The following is a 20221-nucleotide window of genomic DNA, read 5'->3' on the forward strand; positions in this document are numbered from 1 at the left end:
GCAAAAGGCTCCTCCAGGGCACAGGCGATACCCAAGTATGCTGTGGCCATCCTTAAAGAAGGCCAGGTGCAACGCCACAGCATGGTCAGCAGGAGCCGTATCCTAAAAATGGTAAAGGAGGATAAGCCTGATTATATCGCCGTGGATAACATATTCGAGCTCGCTCCTGATAAGGATGAGCTCATCCGTTTTCTTGATAAACTGCCTGACTCCACAAGGCTTATACAGGTAACAGGCGGCCTGCATCAGCAGCCTCTCCTGAAGCTTGCACAGGAGCATGGTATTTCCATGAACCAGTTCAGTCCCGGAGATGAAGCTGAAGCATGTGCCCGCCTCGCAGCTATGAGTGTAGGATGTGAGGTTTCTCTGTTCGAAGATGTTACAAGGATCAAGGTCAGCAGGGCAAGGTCTCTGGGAAGAGGCGGGTGGAGCCAGAACAGATACAGACGGAAGGTCCATGGTGCCGTAAAAGAAAAAAGCCGGCTGATAGAGCAGATCCTGCGTAAGTTCTCCAAAGATACGGGCGTTACTTTTACTTCTAAGTCCATAGAGGGTTTCGGTGGCTATGTGCGCACCGAGTTCATAGTCAATAGCAATCGTGAGAAAATACCAGTGCATCCTTCCATTAATGCAGATGTGCAGGTAATCATCCGCAGTGTTGAACGAGATAAGATCAAGTATATCCCTCTCACTCCATCCAAACGTAAATACACTATCGTTGGCATTGATCCCGGCACCACGGTGGGAATAGCCATTCTGTCTCTAGACGGTGATCTGCTTTTTTCAAACAGTTTCAGAGGTATGTCCCATGATCAGGTAGTCAAGCTGATATCAGATCACGGAAAGCCTGCTATTGTTGCAACAGATGTCTATCCGACACCTGCGGCTGTGGAGAAGGTCCGCCGCAGTTTCAAGGCTATATTGGGAACTCCTGGTACTGAGCTGCGTGCTGAAGAAAAGATCGCCATGGCAAGACCTTTCGGTTATTCCAATGACCATGAAAGGGATTCCCTTGCTGCTGCTATTAATAGCTATCGTAATTACAAGAATATTTTCAGCAGAGTGGAGAAAAAGGCTCCGCGGTTTGCAGACCTGGACCTGATTAAGTACCATGTCATTAATGGTGATCCTATAGAGGAGGCAATAGAGAAAGTAACCGCTGTTCGCGTTCCTGTCAGATCTGAAGCTGCCCCTGCAACAGGAGTGAGCATCGATGTAGATGAGCAGGTAAAAAGGCTTCAGGAGCTGATAAGACAGAAGAACGATATGATACATGACCTCAAGGAATACGTGCAGGAGTTAAAAGAAACCAATTCGGAGAAGGGAAGACGCATAGCAGAGATGGAAGGTCGTATAAATAAGCTGAAGAAAGCCGAATCCCGGGAGCTGCGTAAACAAAAAGAGATACAGATACGTGATACTGAGATATCGAGGCTCAGAATAGAGCTCAGTAGGTTAAAGCAGGCTCTGCAGGACTCACGGCAGCATATCAAGAAACTTAAGCAGATCCGCAAGAAAGAGATCAAAGGCGAGGGCCTGCCTGTCAAAGTGGTGACAGCATTCACAAAAGAAGCCATCCAGCAGACAATGGACATGTATGGTCTCAAAAAAGGAGATGTTGTATTGCTTGAAGACTCCAGCGGAGGTGCTGCCGGTACAGCAGCCATACTGGTGGAAACAGGTATAAGGGCTGTGATAGTAAAAGATGATATTTCACATGCGGCCAGTGAAGCTTTTTTCCAGGGGAACGTGCCTTTGCTTAAGGATGTAGATGTTCAAAGGTTCGATGATTTCGCTACTGTGGACCCCAAGGTTCTGGAACAGGCATTGTCCGCATGGCAGGAAGATGCAAAGAAAAAGAGGCGCGACCAGGAACATCAGCATCTGACATCCCTGCTCGAAGAATATCGCAGTGAGCGGCGGCGTGGTCTTGCCTGAAACTTAAGGCCATTTCCGGTCAAAGAAAATGTTCTTGCCCTTGACACTTAAAGGAATTGCTATGGCGATGTCGGCCTTTATCATCTCTGCTGTAATGGCTGCAGTACCGGCGCTGTAGAATATCCTGTTGTCAAGGCAAAGATCTTTGGCCCTGGCTGCAGCACATCCCAGAGCGATCCCCAGGTCAATATATTTAATACTACATTGTGGGCCCTTGAAATCTGTCTTTACCTTTTGTGCTTCAAGCATCTGATCACATTCTTTATAGCCACAAGCCCCACAGTTAAGTCCTGCAACACCTGCACTACGCAGACCGATGAGCACCACAGCATCAGCTTTTCTTATATTCTGTGCATCCCTTTTGAAGAATGCGAAGTGATCTCCTCTTTCATCTGCCATACCTTCCATGAATCTGGCCAACGTTTCCTGTTCATCTTGCTCAAGGATACCGGTCACAATGTCATCCTTGCCTTTGGCTTTGGGTGCGGTGCGCGCTGCCACTAGTATCTCCCTGGCAAGGGTACCTATACACTCTAGTTCAGGATCCTCTATCATGCCTTTAACTAGGCAGGAATCTATTTTAAGTATTACGAAGCTTAAAATCGACGGAAAGGTCTAATATTGCATAATATTATAATAATACGTTTGGATGTTAGCTATTGATATGATCGGTGAGGTTCAATGCAAAGGTCGGCACTAATACTGGCTGGTGGAAAAGGGACAAGGCTTGGAGAACAGGAGAAAGCTTTGCTTACCTTTAAGGATAAAACCTTACTGGAAAAAGCTGTAGATGTCTTGCAGCCGTTGGTAGACGAAGTGATCATTTCAGTAAGGGACCAGAAACAGCAGGAAATCTTCTCACGATTTGTCAAAGGTGTGGTCTTTTTGTGTGACAAATATCAGGGGAGAGGTCCTCTTGCCGGGATACTGGAAGGCATGAGGGCAGCATCCGGTAACTATGTATTCGTGGTGGCTTGTGATATGCCTTTTCTCCAACCTGACGTTATCGATCTTTTGTTCAAGGAGGCGGTTGGCCATGGTGCAGCTGTCCCGACATGGAGAGATGGCCGAAAAGAGCCTTTACATGCAGTTTATAATAGAGAACAGCTGATACCTGTTGTAGAAAGATCTATACTTATGGATGATCATCGTGTGATGGCTGCAGTATCGCAATTACATGATATCAGATTCATAAGCGTGGATATGATCAGGCTCATCGACAGGGAACTTGTGTCCTTTGCCAACATCAATACGCCGATAGATCTGGAACAGATGATTAAAAAGGGGGTTTACTATAATGGATAAATGTATGGTCATCGATAAGGCTATTAAAAGGATAGCAAATGATTATGATCTTACCATAGATATTGTTATGAAAGCTATTGAAGGCTCCAGATGTCCTCTTGATTTCGATCGGATGGTCGAAGAGGGCAGTTTCTGTTTCAGGGGACCGGATGATGAATCGAAAGCTGATAATGCGTCCATCTGTCTCGCTTCCAAGATACTTGCCAACAAAGGTGTGCAAGAATGTATTCTGCCTATCATATGCAACAGGATCAAGGCATGGGACCATGAGAACATTGAAGACCTGCTGAGCTTGCTACGGCAAGTAGTTAGTATAATGGAACTGAACCCCGAAGATCATCCCCTTCTGGAAACCTGCGGCCTTGATATCGATCATTTACCTTCTGAAAATATTATACAGTACATGCGGCCGGCTTGCAAGATATGGGCAATGGACAAAAAAGGGATGTGCCTTATAGGCAGTGACGCAAATGAAATGATCCACATTGATGATATACCAAGAACATAGTTAAGGGAGGCTTTAAGAGTTTTTTACTTGCACACGCTTTTTATGGCGTTTTTTGCATCCAAATAACATCTTTCCACGATCTCTGCGTTCCCGGTCATCGAGATGATCTCCAGTCCAAACATATCGGCAAATTTCTTTATGTTTTCCTCAAAAGTCGGATCGTATCGTGTACCTTTTTCTATCTTTACAATGCGGCTGATGTGATGCCGTTTAAAGGAATCACATATAGTTTCCATATCTTCCTGTCTATTTCCCGGTGCATCCAGATCTTTCCAGTTGGATGCCCACATAGGAGTAAAAAATAGTGTGCCATTTCCTCTGCACACTTCAAAGGCTTCTTCGTATTGCCTGTTACCACCAAGAGCTATGCTTATACAGTCATCGACTCTGTTGCTCTCTCCGTCCCTTAACAGATATATGGGGCATCTGATGTGTGACAGGTCCTTCTCTATATTTTGCAGGGAATTACCGCACAGACCGTAGAACAACAGAATGCCATCCGAATAAGCAGACATTTGTTCCACTGCTGCGTATACTCCTTTGCGCAACAATGTAAGGTCCCTGTGTAGTCCCAGTTCAAGGACGTGCACCACTAATATAAAATCCTCTGGAGGTTTATTTATGAATAACCGCTTAAAAATGTTGCTCTTACAGGAACTTCTGGTCTGCTGCAACATTTCCGATATCTTATCCTCAGGCACAGATGCAAAATGTATATTGACTGCTTTAAGACGCCGGAAGAGACCCTGGGCTTCCTTTGTATCTGTAACTAATAGATAGTCAAAGGCAGTTTCCAATGATATGACGTGAAAAAGCTCCTCTTCGAGTATCCTGCAAGCTATTATCGACATCACTGGCATGTAATGTTCTCCGGATATAAAGTTGGATATTTCAAACTTCTAACAGAATGATCTTTATCTGCTTTAAAACATAGCATCTGTTGATTCTATGAGCATGTATATATACAATAATTCTAATCATATAAAGGGTGGTTTTATAAGCCGGCTGTATCTTATATTTATAAAAATATCGAGCTTATGTAACCGGTATTGTCAGAAAGATAGTATATTATTGAGGTCAGGGTAAGATCATCATATGTTCAGAGGATAGGGTCATGGATGAACAGAGCGTAGATGATTACTGGTTCAAGGAGGGTTTCTTCAGTGAGGACCCTGAAGAAAAGATAGCCTGTTATGACAGGATATTGGAATCACACTCTGAGGATCCATCTCTCTGGAACCATGATCTCTTCTCTCTTATATGGGGTAATAAAGGGATAGCTTATTCCTATCTCGGTCTGCATGATAAAGCCCTTGAGTGTTTTGACCGGGCTCTGCAGTATAACAAGCTTGATGTGGATGTATGGTGCAATAAAGGCATAGCTCTTTTTAACCTTGGAAGGTATGATGAAGCTGTATTCTGTTATGACAAAGTGCTGGAAACAGATAAGTCAAATGAGAATGCGCTGTTCAACAAAGGTATAGCTTTGGCTCATGTTGGCAAACACAAAGAAGCTATAGATTGTTATAGCCAGCTGCACAGAGAACTGGAGATCGATAATAAATTCGCTGTCATCTGGTACAAAAAAGGTATGGCCTATTCCAGCCTTGGGCAGATGGATGAAGCTATAAAATGTTTTTTACGGGTACTTGAAATCGATCCCGAACACGGCGGTGCCATCGAGGGACTTAAGAGATGCACCAGAAAAAAGAAAGGATAGTTCACTGAAGGTCGAATTCCTCTCCGGGGGCCGGAGCATAAGCCCTGACACCCATTTCCTCTTCTATCCAGGCAGCAAAGCCTTCCGTGTTATCGCCATGCATTGTAAATACAGCTTTTCCACCTCTGTCACAGAACTCCTTCACAATGGCTTTAAGTTCCTGGTCTCCGGCATGGGCTGAGAAATCATAATGCTCAAGTTTGAGCCTCAGGTGTTGCAATATTCCATTGTTCTCGATGATGCCAGTGTCCATAGCCATCCTACCGTTGGTCCCCTCCACCTGGTAGCCCGTGAGCATCATCTTGGATTTAGGGTCATCGTGCAGCTTATCCAGATAGTACATGACCGGTCCTCCGTTGAGCATGCCTGAAGTAGTGACTATTACAGACGATTCCATTGGTACATCGTCTCTCTTGGAACCCTTTACAGGTATGGCATTGTCAAATGCCCTCTTCAGGTGAGTGGGATTACGCAGGTAAGATGGGTGTTTCATCATTATTTCGTATGCTTCCTTCCCCATGCCATCTACATATGGTCTGATGCCATGAGCATCCAGCAACATCAGCATCTCCTGTGTCCTGCCTATGGCAAAAGCAGGGATTATTACGCTACCTCCTATATCCAGAGTGCTTTTAAGGGATCTGATAAAAGCTTCTTCCGTTTCTTTTCTGGGTGTATGCTCTTTTGAGAAGTAAGTGCTTTCTATCGCCAGGTAATCAGCTTGCGGGAGCTCTACTGCCCCTGATACAAGGCGGGTGTCGGAAGTGTTAATGTCTCCCGTATACAGCAGGCTTTCCCCGCTTTTGGAGGTTACATGGATACACGCTGCTCCCGGAATATGACCGGCATCGTAGAATTCGACATTGTAACCATGTGTCTGGAACTTAACACGATAGTCTACAGTCTTTGTTTTGTACATAAATGTGTGAAGGTCCCCGGAGTCGTAGGGTGCGTCCACACCTGTGGCATCTGCTATCTTCAGGCTGTCTTTGAGCAGCAGATTTGCAAGGTCAGCTGTGGGCGGGGTCATAAATACGTCAGGTTCAAGGTCCATAAGATTAGGTACGAGGCCACTATGGTCGATGTGGCAGTGAGACAACAGGACGACATGTGGTCTTACCCCATTGACAGGATACTCAGGTGGTTCAGCCATTTTTATCCCATAATCAAGCATGACATTATCGTCCAGAAGCAAAGCTGATCGCCCGACTTCCCTGCAAGCTCCCAAGAACCTAAGTTTCATGATCCACACCTTTCAAACAATATTTTCCTGCCACTCTCTTATTTTATTGATGGATATATTAGTAAGCTTTGCCAGCTCTTCTGCATCCCTGCTTACCAGGTCCTCCACCTTTGAAACACCCACATTGTCAAGTTTTTCGGCAGTGACTTTACCTATTCCTTTTATATCAGTTATCTTTTTTGTTCTTTTCCCCTGTTCATCCGAAGGTGTGTTTCCGACTGTATTTTGTTCTTGTGTGCCTTCTTCTTTTTCCTGCTGGGACCTTTGCCATTCATTGAAGTTGCAGTGAGGACATCCCAGGTTCCAGGGTCTTTTTCCTTCTGCGATCACACGAATGTGGTACAGGCCATGCTCCTCGCATAGCTTGTCAGTGACCACTACATGTCCGCTCCTTGGCAGAGGCAGGGAAAAACTGCATTCCGGATAACCCTGACAACCTATGAACCTGGACCCTTTCTTTGATCTCATTACCATAAGGACAGATCCGCATTTTGAGCAGGTGCCTATAACTTTATCTTCTCTTAGTCCAGCCCTCAGGGATTCCGTTATGTTGTCTTTGTTCTTCTCAAGGTCATTGAACAGAGAATTCAGCATTTCCCTGGACTCCTGAAGCACCTCCTCCTCAGGGATCTGGCCCTCTGCTATCCTGTCCATATCTGCTTCAAGCCTGCTGGTCATTTCAGACTTTGATATGGTGGGAGCATATCTCTCAAGGGCCTCAACGACCGCATATGCTGTTTTTGTCGGCTGCAAGGGATTACCATGCACATATGCTCTGGAATATAATTTACTAATGATCTCGTGTCTGGTTGCTTTTGTGCCCAGGCCCAGCTCCTCCATAATGCGGATAAGCCGTCCCTGGCCATACCTTCCCGGCGGCTGTGTTTCCTTATCCTGTACTTCAATTTCCCGGACTGTAAGTTCATCTCCTTCTTTCAATGCAGGAAGGAGCCTGTCCTCTGGTGCATTATAAGGATAGTACCATCTCCAGCCGGCTTCTACAAGCCTGGCCCCGGTGGCGCTGAACTCTTCAGAACTGATGTCAAACTTAGCTTTGATGGTTTCCCATACAGCTGGTTCTGCAAAAGTTGCAAAGAAGCGCCTTACCACCAGCTCATATATTTTCCACTCCTGCTCGTTCAGTTCTGATTTCTTTGCAAGTGATGCCGGGTATATAGGCGGATGGTCGGTAGTTTCTTTTTTACCCCTTGTGGGTTCAAGTGTTTCTTTTGCAAGCAATTTTTCTGCATATTCCTTGAATGTACCTCTGGCAAATACTTCGATCATGTCCCTGAGGTCAAGGGTGGCAGGATATACAGTATTATCAGTTCTGGGATATGATATGAAACCCTGTATGTACAGTGCCTCTGCGACACGCATGGCGCTGGCAGGTGTAAAGCCCAGGGAACTTGCCGCTGTAATGAACTCTGTGGTGTTGAACGGAATAGGCGGCTTATCCTTTTTGGTTGATGTTACAACTTCGCTGATGACGGCTTTTTTCCCCAATTTGGAGACTAAAGTATCCACTTCTTGTTTTTCCCAGAAGCGTCTGTTGACATGCTGGACTGTAAAATCATTTCCTTTTTTGTCCTTAAGCTGTGCATACAATTCCCAGTATGACTTGATCTCGAAGGCTTCTCTTTCTCTTTCCTTGTCAACTATAAGCGCTAAGGTGGGGGACTGGACCCTGCCCACCGAGAGGAATAACTTACCGAGCCTTCCTGCAGCAAGGGATATGAAACGTGTCAGGGAAGCTCCCCACACAAGATCGATGACCTGCCGTGAATGGCCTGCATCCGCAAGATTGAAATCGATATTTGATACATTCTCGAATGCATCTATTATCTCTTTAGGGGTGATAGCACTGTAATGTACCCTGTCAGAATGTACATCCGGATTTATCTCCCGGATTATGTCCAGGGCTTCCACGCCAATGAGCTCCCCTTCACGGTCATAGTCAGTTGCAATTGTGACCCTTGTTGCTTCTTTTCCTAATTTCTTAAGTGCAGCTACGATTCGCGCTTCTGTGGAAACGGTAATAATATCTGCATCTACAAGTTCCTTTGCTTCGACCTTCTGCCAGTTGTTATAGGATCTGGGAAAATCCAGTTTCACAATGTGTCCGCTTAACCCTATAAAAACTTTTTTCCCGTCCTCAGCCTGGAGCTGATATGTATCCACCCCGTTCACACGCACCTGGCTGAGCTTCCCTGCAGAAAGGATGTTTGCTATTCTTTTTGCTGCGATATGCTTTTCTGCTATAATAAGGTGCATTCTATCTCCATTTGGAATTTTGTCCCACCCATCCCACATGGATCTGGAACTTATTTATATATAATTCATTTTAAACTAATAACTGGTTATCTTAAAAGCATCCCTATAAATATATCTATCGCAGGCATTAAGAAGAAAATATCTTTTTTATCTCTTTACTATCAACGATTTCCTATACTGTGGAGATGAAAATTACTGCCGAAAAGCTAAGTGCAAAAGCCTGTAACTAACAAAAAAGTTTATAAGTAGTTTTTGTTGATACCAGTCATTTTTTGGATGGCTGTTCCATATCCAGGGCAAATTAGTAGAAAAAAAGGATAAGGCTGGAATAGCCAGATCCTGCTGAAAGATCCCCTGCAGTTCCGTACAGGGGTTGAACTTATCAATTCCTCTGCTTCTTCAGATATTCGTATCCAATTGCAAAGATCCCTCCAACCAGGAAAACTAATATCAATGTCCACGTTCTGTTCTTTTTCGGTATTGTTTTCTCCAGATCGGCATTTCCTGTTCCAAGGGGATTGTTCAAAAACTTTTCGGAGCCAGTTGCCTCTAATCTACTATCATCATCATCAGTTGATGATCCTGATACCTCTCCAGCTGTAATAGCAAATGGTGAAAATCCAGGTGTTTCAGATTCAAATAGAATATAATCGGCAGAGCTGCTTAGCAGGGTGGTAGGTAACATTTCCCATGCATATCCATTATATCTCTGCAACTTAATCTCCGCAGGGCTTATTCCCATATCCTCTATCCAGGACGCATCTACTTTGAACTTTATTCTCGGGTCCTTGATATTGGCTTCAGTGGCAAAGCCCGATTTGCCTACCCAGATGTTCATATATTTATATATGAGTCCTTCCGGATCACTGTTCACCAGCTTTGACCTGTTGTTCAGGACCTCTATGGTAGAAGTGATCTCACCTGAGTTCTTAAGGGAATAGAAGCTAATGGACTGGATGGGATTGCCTTCCCTTGTGAATTCATAGGTAACGTTGGCATCCATTATCAAATATGCATTTGCAACATCCTTCAATGCTACATTTTCAAAGTCCTCTGTGCTTCCGGCACCGCCGCCCCCACCACTACTGCTACTTTTTGTGGTACTGCTTCCTCCTCCGCTACTATCGGAAGAGGATGTGGTAAGGCTGATAATTACTGCTTTACCTTTCAGCCCATCTTTATTGAACGGGACCAGGGTATAATAATAAGTCGTATCACTGTTCAGATCAGTGGCCACATAAGAGTTTGATCCGCTCACAGTTGTAAGAACGCTGTCATTCTGGCTTATTTCCACATTCGTGGTATCGCCGGAAGCTTGCCATACAAGTGTTATGGAGTTAGTGGTAATGTTCGTTCCGGAGAGGCCAGAGAGCTGTGGAAGCTTTAATGTGGTCGCTGAGTCGTTTACCCGGATAGGATTCATGTTCCCGGAATCATCGACCGTCAGTATACTTATCGTATAGGTAGTTCCATCAGAAAGTCCTGTTGCATTGTAGGAACTGACGGACTTACCGGCCGTATCTGTGATAAACGTGCCGTTAAGATATACTTTCACATGATTGAAGTCTGCATCAGCTGGATTTGCCCAGTTCCAGCTGATCCACTCTGGACCCACCGCAATCTCCTTAAGGCCTGTTACAGATGCAGGTGCTGTCCTGTCCGCAGTTTTTGCTGTATCGTTCACCATTATCGGGTTGATATTGCCGGAAGTATCCACAGTTCTAATGCCTATATTGTGTGTGGTTCCTTCAGCCAGCTTTGTTGAATTATAATATGTATCGGATGTGTTTGTGACAAATCTATCATCAATGTATACCATAGCATGGCTGAAATCCGGGTCAGTGGGGTTTATCCATGTCCATCTTATCCAGCTTGGGCCGACATTACTTTCTTTGAGTTTGGTCACAGATGCCGGTGGTGTGGTGTCGTGCATCTGAAGAACAAAAAGGCCATTATTGTAATCTGCCACAAGTGCATTCTCTTCTGATGAGGCAACACCAAAAGCATTCTCTGTAGTATAATTGCCTGCAAACGTTGGTGCTGTCGGGTCACTTATATCCACGACCACAAGTCCGCTATCACTGGCTGCTATGTATGTAAGATCTTCTGTTATAACTATGTCATTTGCATAACCAACAGTGTCGTAACTACTGGCAAGTCTTGGTGACGCGGGAGTTGTGATATTAAGGACCACGAGGCCATTGCTGCCATCAGCTATGTATGCATAGTCGTCTGCCACAGCAACGTCATTTGCGTATCCGGAGGTATCATAATGGCTCACATAGGCAGGAGCAGCAGGATCGCTGATATCGACAACAAAAAGGCCACTGAAACCGTTGGCTATATAGGCGTAGTTGCCTGATATGTCAACACTCTGTGCATCATCGGTAGCATAGCTGCCTGCATAGACCGGAGCTGCCGGGTCGGTGGTATTAACTATCAGCAGGCCTCCGAAAACACTTGCCATGTAGGCATAATTGTCTTTTACTGCAACACCTGCAACGTCATAGGAATCATTATAATAACTGCTTTCGATCTGTGGTAATTTCGGATCGGTGATGTTCAGGATCGTAAGACCGCTGTTTGCCATGTAGGCATAATTTCCTGCCACATCTATATCATATGCATGGCCTGCAGTGTCAATACTTCCTTCAATTCTTAGTGCTGCGGGGTCGGTGATGTTAACGATGACAAGTCCATTGTTATAATCGGCAACGTAGGCATAATTATCAGAGGCTTTGATATCATATGCATTACAGGTGGTGCTGTAAGTGCCTGTGGCCACAAGTGCTGCAGGATCAGTGATATCTATTATGAGAAGGCCAGTACTGCTGCCGTCCACGGCACTGATCACGTAGGCATGCCCCTCCGCTACAGCTACATCCTGTGCATCACCTATATCATAACTGCCTACAAGTGCTGCTGCTTCCGGGTCTGTGATATCCAGGATCGACAGGCTGTAGCCAGTTAAGTAAGCATGGTTTCCTGAGACCACAATGTCAGATACAATATCTCCTGTCTCATAACTGCCAGCAAATAATGTTTCTTCCGGATCGGTTATATCTATTATTAAAATGCCACTGCCGGAGGACACATAAGCATAGTCCCCTTCCACAGCCACACTTCCTCCTTCTCCTATGTCATAACTGCCTGTAAGCCTCGGTGCTTTCGGATCGGCTACATTCAGGATGCGCAGGCTATAGTAATCCTCACCATCCAGCTCTCCTTTGCTGATCACATATGCGTAGCCTTCTGATATGGCGATACCGCTCATCTCATCAGTGCCATAACTGCTTATAAGTTCAGGAGACGATGGATCACTTATGTCCATTATCGAAAGTCCATTACTGGTGATCACAAAAGCGTGTTCCCCTGATATTTCAACACTATATGCAATGCCACCTGTAGTATTATTTCCTATTATCCGGGGTGAAGAGGCATTGGTGATGTTCAGGACCGTAAGACCGCTGTCCCCATTGGCAACATAAGCATGGTCGCCTGATACTGTGATGCCATATACTATCGAGGGGGTAGCTATTCTTCCCTCTTCCAATGGTTTTGTGTCATCAGTGATATTCAGGACTACAAGATCCTGTCCCTGTCCGAGATATGCATAATTACCCGCTACTGCAACATCATAATTGTTTCCGCCAAGGTGGCTTACCAGTTCCACATTAGCTCCAAGGGCAGGAAAAGTTCCGGTTGTGATCATTAAAATGATCAATATCATACCCACGTGAATTACTTCTTTCAACTTGATCCGCATTTACATCACCCGTTCCATAAATCAGAGAGACCTGTGAATACGCATATTTTTATTCATCTAAGTATATTATATTCTTATTATATATAAATCCGTTCTAAAAACAAAAAGCTCTATTTATATATTTTTAGTTAAATATATATTTCATGTGTAGGATATCCAGAGCCTTTTCTAACGATGCTGGAAGATCAGAGATATTCCTTAAGGGGCTAAACAAAATGAGAACGATCTTTTTGCGATATTATGTGGCAATATCCTGCTATGCACATCTTATGCTATGGATTTATCAAGCAGAACGTACAGATTTGAGACGTTGGTTTAGAACTTAAGGATTGGTAACATGAAGATTATTGCGATAATATCAAGCCCCAGAGGCAAGAATAGCAATACACTGAAGCTTGTGAATGCGGCCCTGGACGGAGTTGCAGCAGCAGGAGCAGAGACTGAGATCATTGATGTTGCTAAACTGAAGATCAAATATTGCACAGCATGCAACGTATGTCATAAGACCGGAGTATGTCCCATTAAAGATACTTACAACGAAGTGCTGGAAAAACTGCTGTCTGCGGATGGTATCATCTGGAGCAGTCCTAATTACATGATCAATGTGACTGCGCAGCTTAAGACATTGTTCGACAGGAGTCCTCGTGTTACCCATGAGCAGCTCTTTGACGGAAAGTACGGCTTTTCTTTAACTACTGCTGGCAGTCGTGATGTGAATTTTGTGCTTGATGTTATGAATGGGTTTATGAAGATGTGCGGCGGCAAGTTCACCGGTGGTGTGGGCTGCACAATGGCTCAGGGTCCATTGGGTATGGAAGCTGCCATAGGGAAGTCGTATGAGATGGGCAGGGACCTCGTGGAAGCTATACGCGAGAAACGCAAATATCCTGAGCAGGAAGCTCTCCATCAGGCATGGAGAGAGGGTTTCAGGCATGTCATCATTGCAAACAAAGAGGAGTGGCCGCATAACGTGGACCACTGGATCGCAAAGGGCTGGCTGTAAGCACATGTGAGTATAACATGAGTGGGGTGATCACATGAATAAAAAGGACATGCTGGCTGTCGGGGAACTGGGAAAGAAGCTTGCGGAGGCCGGGAGGCTGAAGCTGCGCCCGCTGTGTGTATACGGTACGGACGAGATACCTGGCGGGGCTGTGCCCTCATATAAGATAGACCGCTGCATAGCTAAAGTTGCCTACACTGCTGCCATAATTGATGATACGCCGCCGGTCTACATAGAGGCAGGCCATGAGCAGTGCTGCGCCGGGGGGCTCTTATGGATGGGGTTTGCAGAACCGCATCCGAAACTGAAATACTTCGTGACCGTGGGCACACCGGATTTTCGTGGTGGTGCTGCTGAACATCTGAAGGCCACGCCGGAACTGTTCGACGAGCAGAAGGAGCGCGCCGGGAAAATAACTCCTCCGGGCAGATATATTGTCATAGCGCCATGCACAGATGACATCGCTCCGGAAAGTATCAGATCATTGATCCTCTTTGCAGGCGCCGAGCAGATCAGGAACCTGTGCGGACTTGCACAGTTCAATAGTTCCGATCCCTTCTTCAGGACGCTTATTCCGGCAGGAGCCACCTGTGCCATGATGATAACCTTCCCGGCAGGCATGGCCGGGCATGCACCAAAGGATTCCGCTTACGTCGGTCCCACCGATCCCACAGGTAACCTCTGGCTTCCTGCGGACCTGCTCATCATGGGCATCCCCGCAGTCATGGCCCGTCAGATGGCGGCTGATGTGGATGAGTCTTTTATCGGAAAACGGGGGAAAGTGGCATATCCGCAGAAGCGGGTCGAGGTGGAGAGTAAGGATGTGAGTTGTGAAAATGAATCTATTTAGCCAGGTATCGCATTCAAATGGAAATTAAGGATGGATAGATGCATCTGTTAAAAGAGGATACTTTGAAGTAGAGTTGTATTCTGGATGTTTGGTATGGTCCGTTTTCTGTAAGATATAATGGAAAAAGATGGTAAATCAATGAAAATGTGACTTTTTTTAAGTTGAGGTTCTTATCGATACAAAGCCTTTCACATTTTTCATTCTGTCGTGACTGCTGTCTTGTATTCACAGGTTGAAATTGCTGTCAAACATAAAGCTAACAGTCCAATATATAAAGAGGTGAGCACTTTCTTCATATCATCACCTCTTTTTGGTATTTAATCTATCTGAATTTTTCATATTAGCAATTCTATATTTTAATTTGGGATTCTAATTTGTGATATTAGCTCGAGCCTGCGAAATAACCGATTTAGCTATTTGTTTTATAGATTCCCATACTCCAAAAATACAGTAAAATGTAAAGAACATAGATATGCAAGAACCATATATTGTATACGTGCATTTAGATATCAGTAGTATTTGTCCAATATATGAGGTAAATATACCAATTATTGCTGGTATTGCTGGATAAAAAAGTACCAAAATGTACTGGTGAAGTCTGCTTTCATCTTTTTTATGTTCATACATTTTCATCAATATTTCTGGTCGAGAAAAGGAAGCAAAAATTGCTATGGATGCAACAATTATTCCTAGCAAGGAACTGTTGATTACTATTGAATTTGAAAGAATCACTTCACTAGTTTTGAGCAAAAAAAATTCTCGATTTTCCAAAGTAACAATATCAGTAGATATTTTTACAATCAATAAAAGTACTATAACTGAACAACTAGTAGCAAGTAGAAAATCATCAGAATATAATATATCTTTAATACTATATGATTTTAGGAAATACGATATTTTTAAATCATCTTTTTGTTCTTTTTGACTTTTATACATACTAATTTCTATTGTAGAAACTAATAAATATTTATCTCCACTCTATGATAGTGCCAATTAAATTAGGACGCTGGAAAAAATATGGTTAAATTAACTCTTGCATTTGGTGAAGTCTTATTGAAAACCCATGGGAAAGCATTAGATTTAATTGATTATACTTATAAAGTCCTAGAAAACACTAATCCCAGAAAAATTTCCAAAGGCAGTAACACTATTGTTAGTTTTCTAGATATAACTAGAAAGAAAATAAATGGTACAAAATGTTTGGTTGGGTTCTATGGATATGCTTTAGGCGATACTTATCAAATTATCGACCCTGAACATAAAACGATTTCTCATGAGAGCTATCCTACTCCACCTTTTGCTGGTAAAGCGATGTTTGTATTACTTGAATCTGGATATTTAATTTTTGAAGAGAAAACGGCAACATACATAGAACCCCTAAAAATAAAAGAATCATTAGAATCTGCTTATAGAGAATATGCTGTTGAAATGCCCGTAAAAATTCAAATGTTAGAATTAGCTGACAGCTCTAATACTATGATTGAATTTGTGTATGCTTTAAAAAGGCTCATTTCAATAGAATTTTCCAATTTAAGGCACTCTAATCCTTCAGAAAGAAGTAGATATTTTGATGAAGCGACAAACTCAAGAATCGATAACATTGCTGAAAGTACATCGAATCCAGCTGGTATCGATAGAGACAGTGAATTATTTAGTGATCAAATATCCCATATAAAGCATTCATATGGTAAAATAAAGAGGGCTGAAGGTCTTGACAGTAAAGGACTTGCTGTAATGGAATCAAGTGAGGGCACTATTCGGTTAACAGTGACATTAGAGAATCAGGAAGAATCTACAAAAATAATGAAGATGTTAGAGGTTTTTAAACAAATTTCAGATAAATTGACCAACAAGAATTAGGTTAATATTTCTTACTATTCTCTCTCCTTCCACCACCACAGCGGCACATACCTCACCCTCAGCCCATCGATCTTCTCCTCACCAAAAGTATCCGCTGTAACAACAGTTCCCTCTTGCATTTTGAACTGTTCCATGCCAGCCAGCAGGCCATTGATCTCGCACTCTTTTGTCTGGGGGTCGGAAAGGTCTGAGCAGGCCGTATCAACTCATTTATATAGCTATCGAATATAGTCGATAAAATCTTCGAATTTTGTCGTGTATGGACGAAAACATTGATCTTAAATATCCAGCCACTCGTTAAAGACCAGAGCTTATTTTCCTGAGGCTATCTGAGAGTTCAAAAAAGTATAAAAATAAGAGATGGTTCTGATACAGAAACTATCGTGCTGTCAGGTCACAATTATGATCCGTAAGGCTCAATTTCAAGCTTTGAGGCGACCTCGTCCTCGCCGTGAGCCTTTCCATCTATTATTGTCCTTACCCGGTTCGGCTTGAAGCAATTGGCGCATCGTCTGACGAATTGGTTATTTGTAATGGCTGCAAAGAACTCTTTCCTGCAGTTATAGCAAGTTACTATTATGTTCATTCAGAACCCTCTATTATGCGAAAAGGTTTGTGAGGATATAAGGATTTCACTTTTGTTCTCGTGGATAGAATAGGCAGTTATGGAGCTCATTCTATCGGTATCTATAAAATATATTGCAGAGTGTCTGCTATAGCATGGAATATACGGGTTTTGAAACAAGACCATAGGTCAAGGCAACTGAAAGATTATTTGGGAAAAGAGTATGGGGAGGTTCTAACCTCCCATCACTTGTGTGTGAAGTATGCCACGATCTCAGAGCCCACAGAGTCAATCCTGCAGAAACCGAACCTTTCGAACTGCACTGTCTTGTCCAGTTCGGTTGAGATCATTTTCTCGCCAATGCCTTTAAACTCGCCGTCAGGAGAGAGCACTTTGACAGGGACACCGTCAACAGGTGCCCAGTGGATGATCTTCATGCGGTCCTTTTTAAGATTGGCTACCTCATCACCTATATATTTGGCCTGCAACGGATCCACGGAAGTGATCTCCACGTTGTACAGGTCCTTGAGGCGGATGCGTGAGCCGGCCTGAAGCTGCTCCACGTCACCCTTACAGACGAGCACCCTGTCTGCAACATCGATGCTGCGGTGGCCCTTGTTCTCAGTGGGATGTTTCGGCGGTTTGACTGTGCGTGGCTCTGCACCAGCTATCGACAGTTCCACGGGGTCCCAGACGAAGAAGTATCTGTTGGCAATAGGGTCCACCATTTTCCTGTTCTCAGCGTACAGTGTATCCATACTGATACTCACATCAGTCTCGCCCACTCCCATCTCGATCATGAACTTGCGGATGGCTTGGGGTAGTATTCCCCTTCTGCGCATAGTTCTGAGGGTTGGCAGACGCGGGTCATCCCAGCCGGAGTATTCCCCTTCCTCAATGGCACGGCGCAGGGTGCTGGTACTGAACTTGCCGAACTCGTGCATCTTCACCCTCCCCCAGTGCAGGGTTTTGGGGTACTCCCATCCCAGGTACTTGTATATGTATGTCTGGCGCTTCTCGCTGTCCATGAGATCCTTCCCCCGGATGATATGCGTTGTTCCAAGCTCATGGTCCTCAATGGCTCCCTCAAAGTCCAGAAGGGGCCAGACCACATACTTGTCATCGACTTCCGGTCGTGGATGGGATTGCTTAACAATGCGGAATATTCCGTAATCCCTTATCGCGGGGTCTTTGTGTCCGATGTCGGTCTTCAGGCGCAGCACAGCATCTTTAGCTTCATATTCACCTGCAAGCATCTTGTCCCAGTGCATGAGGTTTTCCTGTGGGCTTGTGTTTCTGTGAGGACAGGGTTCACTGGCATCCTTAAGGTTCTTGAATTCCTCGCTGGTACAGAAGCACACGTATGCATTGCCCTGCTCGATAAGCTGGCGAGCATACTTATAATAGAGCGGTATCCTGTCAGAAGCAATGACCACCTGGTCAGGCACAGCACCCAGCCACTTGCAGTCGTCCAGGTACCAGTCGTATGCCTCAAGCATAGGCCGCTTGGTCTGGGGGTCTGTGTCATCGAACCTGATGATGAGCTTGCCTTCGTACATTTTCACATATTCGGAGTTCACAACTATGCCACGGGTGCTGCCCAGCGTAGGAGGGCCATTTGGGTTGGGTGCAAAACGCATGACCACTTTTCCACACTCAGCACCTTCAAGAGGTTTCAAGCCCTTTACAGGCTCCTTTTTAGCACACATATCCTCTATAAGTTCAGGTGCAAGCGCCTCAAGCCTTGCCTGCCACTGTTCAGGAGTTTCTTTTGAGACCCTTTCCAGGATCTCCTGTATGAGAGGTGATACTTCCTTTGCACTGGCTCTCAGATGGGTGCACTCTCCCATAACCTTGCCCATCACAGCCGCAAGCTGCGGGGCTTTACCATATTTCACGGCATTTTGTAGTGCATATTTTTCAATGATCTGTTTATCCTCATCAGTTAATGTCATCCGGATCCTCCCAGGGTACAGAATATCCTTTCTGTGTCATCTGAAGCGTATTATTTTGGCTTGGTTCAGTGGGAACTAGTCAAAGTAAATGTTCTGTGAGCCAGTACATTAAGCACAATTATATAAAAAATATACCTCTTTCCAGCTCAAGATCTCAGATAGACCTTCCTGTCCGAAGTATAGTGGCTACCATTTCCTGAAGGCTGGCCATGTCCTTTTCAAAGTCCTTCAGGAAATTCTCCACAGCAGGACCTGCTATAGCACCCTGTATAGACGGCTTGATAAGTTGTTCCTGTTCCAGTACTCTCAGTGAATAGCGCACTTTATGTGTAGGCATTCCTGTTTCTTCAGCGAGTTTGAGTATGCCTATTGGTCCCTTTTCTATAACGGTCTTAAGGACCACCAGGTGCCTTTCAGATAGGTCCAGTTCCCTTTCGATCTGATCAAAGAGCATTATACCACCTCGTTCTTCAGAATGCCTATGCCCTCGATATCTATCTCTACCACATCTCCAGGGTGGAAAGAACTTACGCCAGGAGGAGTACCTGTGGCGATGATATCTCCAACTTCGAGTGTCATGATGTTGGATATGAACTCAAGCAGATAAGGTATTTCAAAAATGAGATTTGAAGTGGAGGAATCCTGTTTAGTCACACCGTTCACCCGACTGCGTATGCATAAGTTCTCAGGATCTATATTTGCTGCCGGTGCTATAAAAGGCCCTACCGGCGCAAAAGTGTCAAAGCTTTTAGCACGTGTCCACTGACCATCCCTGCGTTGCAGATCCCTTGCAGTGACATCGTTGAAACAAGTATACCCCGCTATTACATCAGCTGCATTTCCTATTTTGATGTTCTTGCAGCGTTTGCCTATGACCACTGCCAGCTCCGCTTCAAAATCCACTTGTTCGCTCGCACGCGGATAGACAATCTTGTCCATGTGTCCGATGATCGCTGAGGGCGGCTTGAGGAATAGTATAGGTTCCTTGGGTACAGGCATATTTATCTCAATGGCGTGGTCATGATAGTTTAAGCCAATACATATTATCTTTGTGGGCACAGCGGGGGGAAGAATGTTCAGTTCGGAAAGTTCGAAGACCTTGCCTTCAACATTACCTTTTCCGATTACTTTGTTCCCATCCACATTTCCATAAAAGGTTTCATCCCTGTACCTGAAACGACCCAGCATATGGCTAAGGATTCGTTCTCATTGTAGATAAGAGTAAGTGTCAGAA

The 20221-nt window shown here is 44.5% G+C and carries 17 protein-coding genes; 7 read left to right on the forward strand and 10 right to left on the reverse strand.

Translation table 11 applies throughout. The features are described from left to right. The coding region (locus AB7U21_RS03535) for a DUF460 domain-containing protein (RefSeq protein ID WP_428387047.1) at positions 1–1938 on the forward strand (1938 nt) is incomplete at its 5' end. Positions 1939–1941: 3 nt separating this feature from the next. Here the strand turns inward: AB7U21_RS03535 and AB7U21_RS03540 are convergent. Next, positions 1942–2493, reverse strand: a complete 552-nt coding sequence (locus AB7U21_RS03540; RefSeq protein ID WP_428387049.1) for a ferredoxin domain-containing protein — start codon at positions 2491–2493, stop codon at positions 1942–1944. Between the two features lie 126 nt (positions 2494–2619). On the opposite strand from AB7U21_RS03540, the gene mobA reads away from it, so the two are divergent. Next, on the forward strand, positions 2620–3243 hold the full coding sequence (gene mobA, locus AB7U21_RS03545; protein ID WP_428387051.1) for a molybdenum cofactor guanylyltransferase: 624 nt from the start codon (positions 2620–2622) through the stop codon (positions 3241–3243). Beyond that, complete coding sequence (locus AB7U21_RS03550) at positions 3236–3751, forward strand: hypothetical protein (protein WP_428387053.1); 516 nt, start codon at positions 3236–3238, stop codon at positions 3749–3751. The genes mobA and AB7U21_RS03550 overlap by 8 nt, the downstream gene beginning before the upstream one ends. A 23-nt stretch (positions 3752–3774) precedes the next feature. On the opposite strand, the gene AB7U21_RS03555 is transcribed toward AB7U21_RS03550, so the two are convergent. Beyond that, a complete protein-coding gene (locus AB7U21_RS03555; protein ID WP_428387055.1) occupies positions 3775–4602 on the reverse strand; it encodes a DUF1638 domain-containing protein in 828 nt (275 codons plus the stop codon). A gap of 263 nt (positions 4603–4865) precedes the next feature. On the opposite strand from AB7U21_RS03555, the gene AB7U21_RS03560 reads away from it, so the two are divergent. Then, complete coding sequence (locus AB7U21_RS03560) at positions 4866–5471, forward strand: tetratricopeptide repeat protein (protein WP_333787251.1); 606 nt, start codon at positions 4866–4868, stop codon at positions 5469–5471. 1 nt (position 5472) lies between these two features. On the opposite strand, the gene AB7U21_RS03565 is transcribed toward AB7U21_RS03560, so the two are convergent. The 3 genes from AB7U21_RS03565 to AB7U21_RS03575 form a co-directional block, all read right to left on the reverse strand. Then, positions 5473–6714 (reverse strand): MBL fold metallo-hydrolase, encoded by a 1242-nt coding sequence (locus AB7U21_RS03565; RefSeq protein WP_333787252.1) that lies wholly within the window; start codon positions 6712–6714, stop codon positions 5473–5475. A 12-nt stretch (positions 6715–6726) separates the two neighbouring features. After that, entirely contained in the window at positions 6727–8988 is a 2262-nt protein-coding gene (locus tag AB7U21_RS03570) for a DNA topoisomerase I (RefSeq protein ID WP_428387058.1), read from the reverse strand. A gap of 382 nt (positions 8989–9370) precedes the next feature. Beyond that, a complete protein-coding gene (locus AB7U21_RS03575) occupies positions 9371–12754 on the reverse strand; it encodes a PGF-pre-PGF domain-containing protein (RefSeq protein ID WP_428387060.1) in 3384 nt (1127 codons plus the stop codon). Between the two features lie 337 nt (positions 12755–13091). Here AB7U21_RS03575 and AB7U21_RS03580 point away from each other — a divergent pair, with 337 nt between their 5' ends. Continuing rightward, a complete protein-coding gene (locus AB7U21_RS03580; protein ID WP_428387062.1) occupies positions 13092–13757 on the forward strand; it encodes a flavodoxin family protein in 666 nt (221 codons plus the stop codon). Between the two features lie 34 nt (positions 13758–13791). After that, the gene (locus AB7U21_RS03585; protein ID WP_428387064.1) at positions 13792–14607 is read left to right on the forward strand and encodes a DUF169 domain-containing protein; all 816 of its coding nucleotides are present in this window, start codon (positions 13792–13794) and stop codon (positions 14605–14607) included. Between the two features lie 369 nt (positions 14608–14976). On the opposite strand, the gene AB7U21_RS03590 is transcribed toward AB7U21_RS03585, so the two are convergent. Further along, a complete protein-coding gene (locus AB7U21_RS03590; protein ID WP_333787257.1) occupies positions 14977–15543 on the reverse strand; it encodes a hypothetical protein in 567 nt (188 codons plus the stop codon). A gap of 81 nt (positions 15544–15624) precedes the next feature. Between AB7U21_RS03590 and AB7U21_RS03595 the strand changes: the two genes are divergently transcribed. Continuing rightward, a complete protein-coding gene (locus AB7U21_RS03595) occupies positions 15625–16467 on the forward strand; it encodes a hypothetical protein (RefSeq protein ID WP_333787258.1) in 843 nt (280 codons plus the stop codon). Between the two features lie 400 nt (positions 16468–16867). Here AB7U21_RS03595 and AB7U21_RS03600 read toward each other — a convergent pair whose 3' ends face one another. From AB7U21_RS03600 to AB7U21_RS03615, 4 genes are all read right to left on the reverse strand, one after another. Further along, positions 16868–17053, reverse strand: a complete 186-nt coding sequence (locus tag AB7U21_RS03600) for a hypothetical protein (RefSeq protein WP_298682378.1) — start codon at positions 17051–17053, stop codon at positions 16868–16870. A gap of 224 nt (positions 17054–17277) precedes the next feature. Continuing rightward, complete coding sequence (locus tag AB7U21_RS03605; RefSeq protein ID WP_333787260.1) at positions 17278–18987, reverse strand: glutamate--tRNA ligase; 1710 nt, start codon at positions 18985–18987, stop codon at positions 17278–17280. 154 nt (positions 18988–19141) lie between these two features. Further along, the gene (locus tag AB7U21_RS03610; RefSeq protein ID WP_333787261.1) at positions 19142–19441 is read right to left on the reverse strand and encodes a hypothetical protein; all 300 of its coding nucleotides are present in this window, start codon (positions 19439–19441) and stop codon (positions 19142–19144) included. Beyond that, on the reverse strand, positions 19441–20175 hold the full coding sequence (locus AB7U21_RS03615; protein ID WP_333787262.1) for a fumarylacetoacetate hydrolase family protein: 735 nt from the start codon (positions 20173–20175) through the stop codon (positions 19441–19443). Before AB7U21_RS03615 ends, AB7U21_RS03610 begins: the two co-directional genes overlap by 1 nt. Between the last annotated feature and the right edge of the window lie 46 nt (positions 20176–20221).

Source organism: Methanomethylovorans sp., assembly GCF_050177135.1.
Taxonomy (GTDB): Archaea; Halobacteriota; Methanosarcinia; order Methanosarcinales; family Methanosarcinaceae; genus Methanomethylovorans.

Coding starts and splice junctions, on each gene's coding strand:
- AB7U21_RS03540 (WP_428387049.1), bottom strand. CDS start 2,493: ATGATAGAGGATCCTGAACTAGAGTGTATAGGTACCCTTGCCAGGGAG.
- mobA (WP_428387051.1), top strand. CDS start 2,620: ATGCAAAGGTCGGCACTAATACTGGCTGGTGGAAAAGGGACAAGGCTT.
- AB7U21_RS03550 (WP_428387053.1), top strand. CDS start 3,236: ATGGATAAATGTATGGTCATCGATAAGGCTATTAAAAGGATAGCAAAT.
- AB7U21_RS03555 (WP_428387055.1), bottom strand. CDS start 4,602: ATGTCGATAATAGCTTGCAGGATACTCGAAGAGGAGCTTTTTCACGTC.
- AB7U21_RS03560 (WP_333787251.1), top strand. CDS start 4,866: ATGGATGAACAGAGCGTAGATGATTACTGGTTCAAGGAGGGTTTCTTC.
- AB7U21_RS03565 (WP_333787252.1), bottom strand. CDS start 6,714: ATGAAACTTAGGTTCTTGGGAGCTTGCAGGGAAGTCGGGCGATCAGCT.
- AB7U21_RS03570 (WP_428387058.1), bottom strand. CDS start 8,988: ATGCACCTTATTATAGCAGAAAAGCATATCGCAGCAAAAAGAATAGCA.
- AB7U21_RS03575 (WP_428387060.1), bottom strand. CDS start 12,754: ATGCGGATCAAGTTGAAAGAAGTAATTCACGTGGGTATGATATTGATC.
- AB7U21_RS03580 (WP_428387062.1), top strand. CDS start 13,092: ATGAAGATTATTGCGATAATATCAAGCCCCAGAGGCAAGAATAGCAAT.
- AB7U21_RS03585 (WP_428387064.1), top strand. CDS start 13,792: ATGAATAAAAAGGACATGCTGGCTGTCGGGGAACTGGGAAAGAAGCTT.
- AB7U21_RS03590 (WP_333787257.1), bottom strand. CDS start 15,543: ATGTATAAAAGTCAAAAAGAACAAAAAGATGATTTAAAAATATCGTAT.
- AB7U21_RS03595 (WP_333787258.1), top strand. CDS start 15,625: ATGGTTAAATTAACTCTTGCATTTGGTGAAGTCTTATTGAAAACCCAT.
- AB7U21_RS03600 (WP_298682378.1), bottom strand. CDS start 17,053: ATGAACATAATAGTAACTTGCTATAACTGCAGGAAAGAGTTCTTTGCA.
- AB7U21_RS03605 (WP_333787260.1), bottom strand. CDS start 18,987: ATGACATTAACTGATGAGGATAAACAGATCATTGAAAAATATGCACTA.
- AB7U21_RS03610 (WP_333787261.1), bottom strand. CDS start 19,441: ATGCTCTTTGATCAGATCGAAAGGGAACTGGACCTATCTGAAAGGCAC.
- AB7U21_RS03615 (WP_333787262.1), bottom strand. CDS start 20,175: ATGCTGGGTCGTTTCAGGTACAGGGATGAAACCTTTTATGGAAATGTG.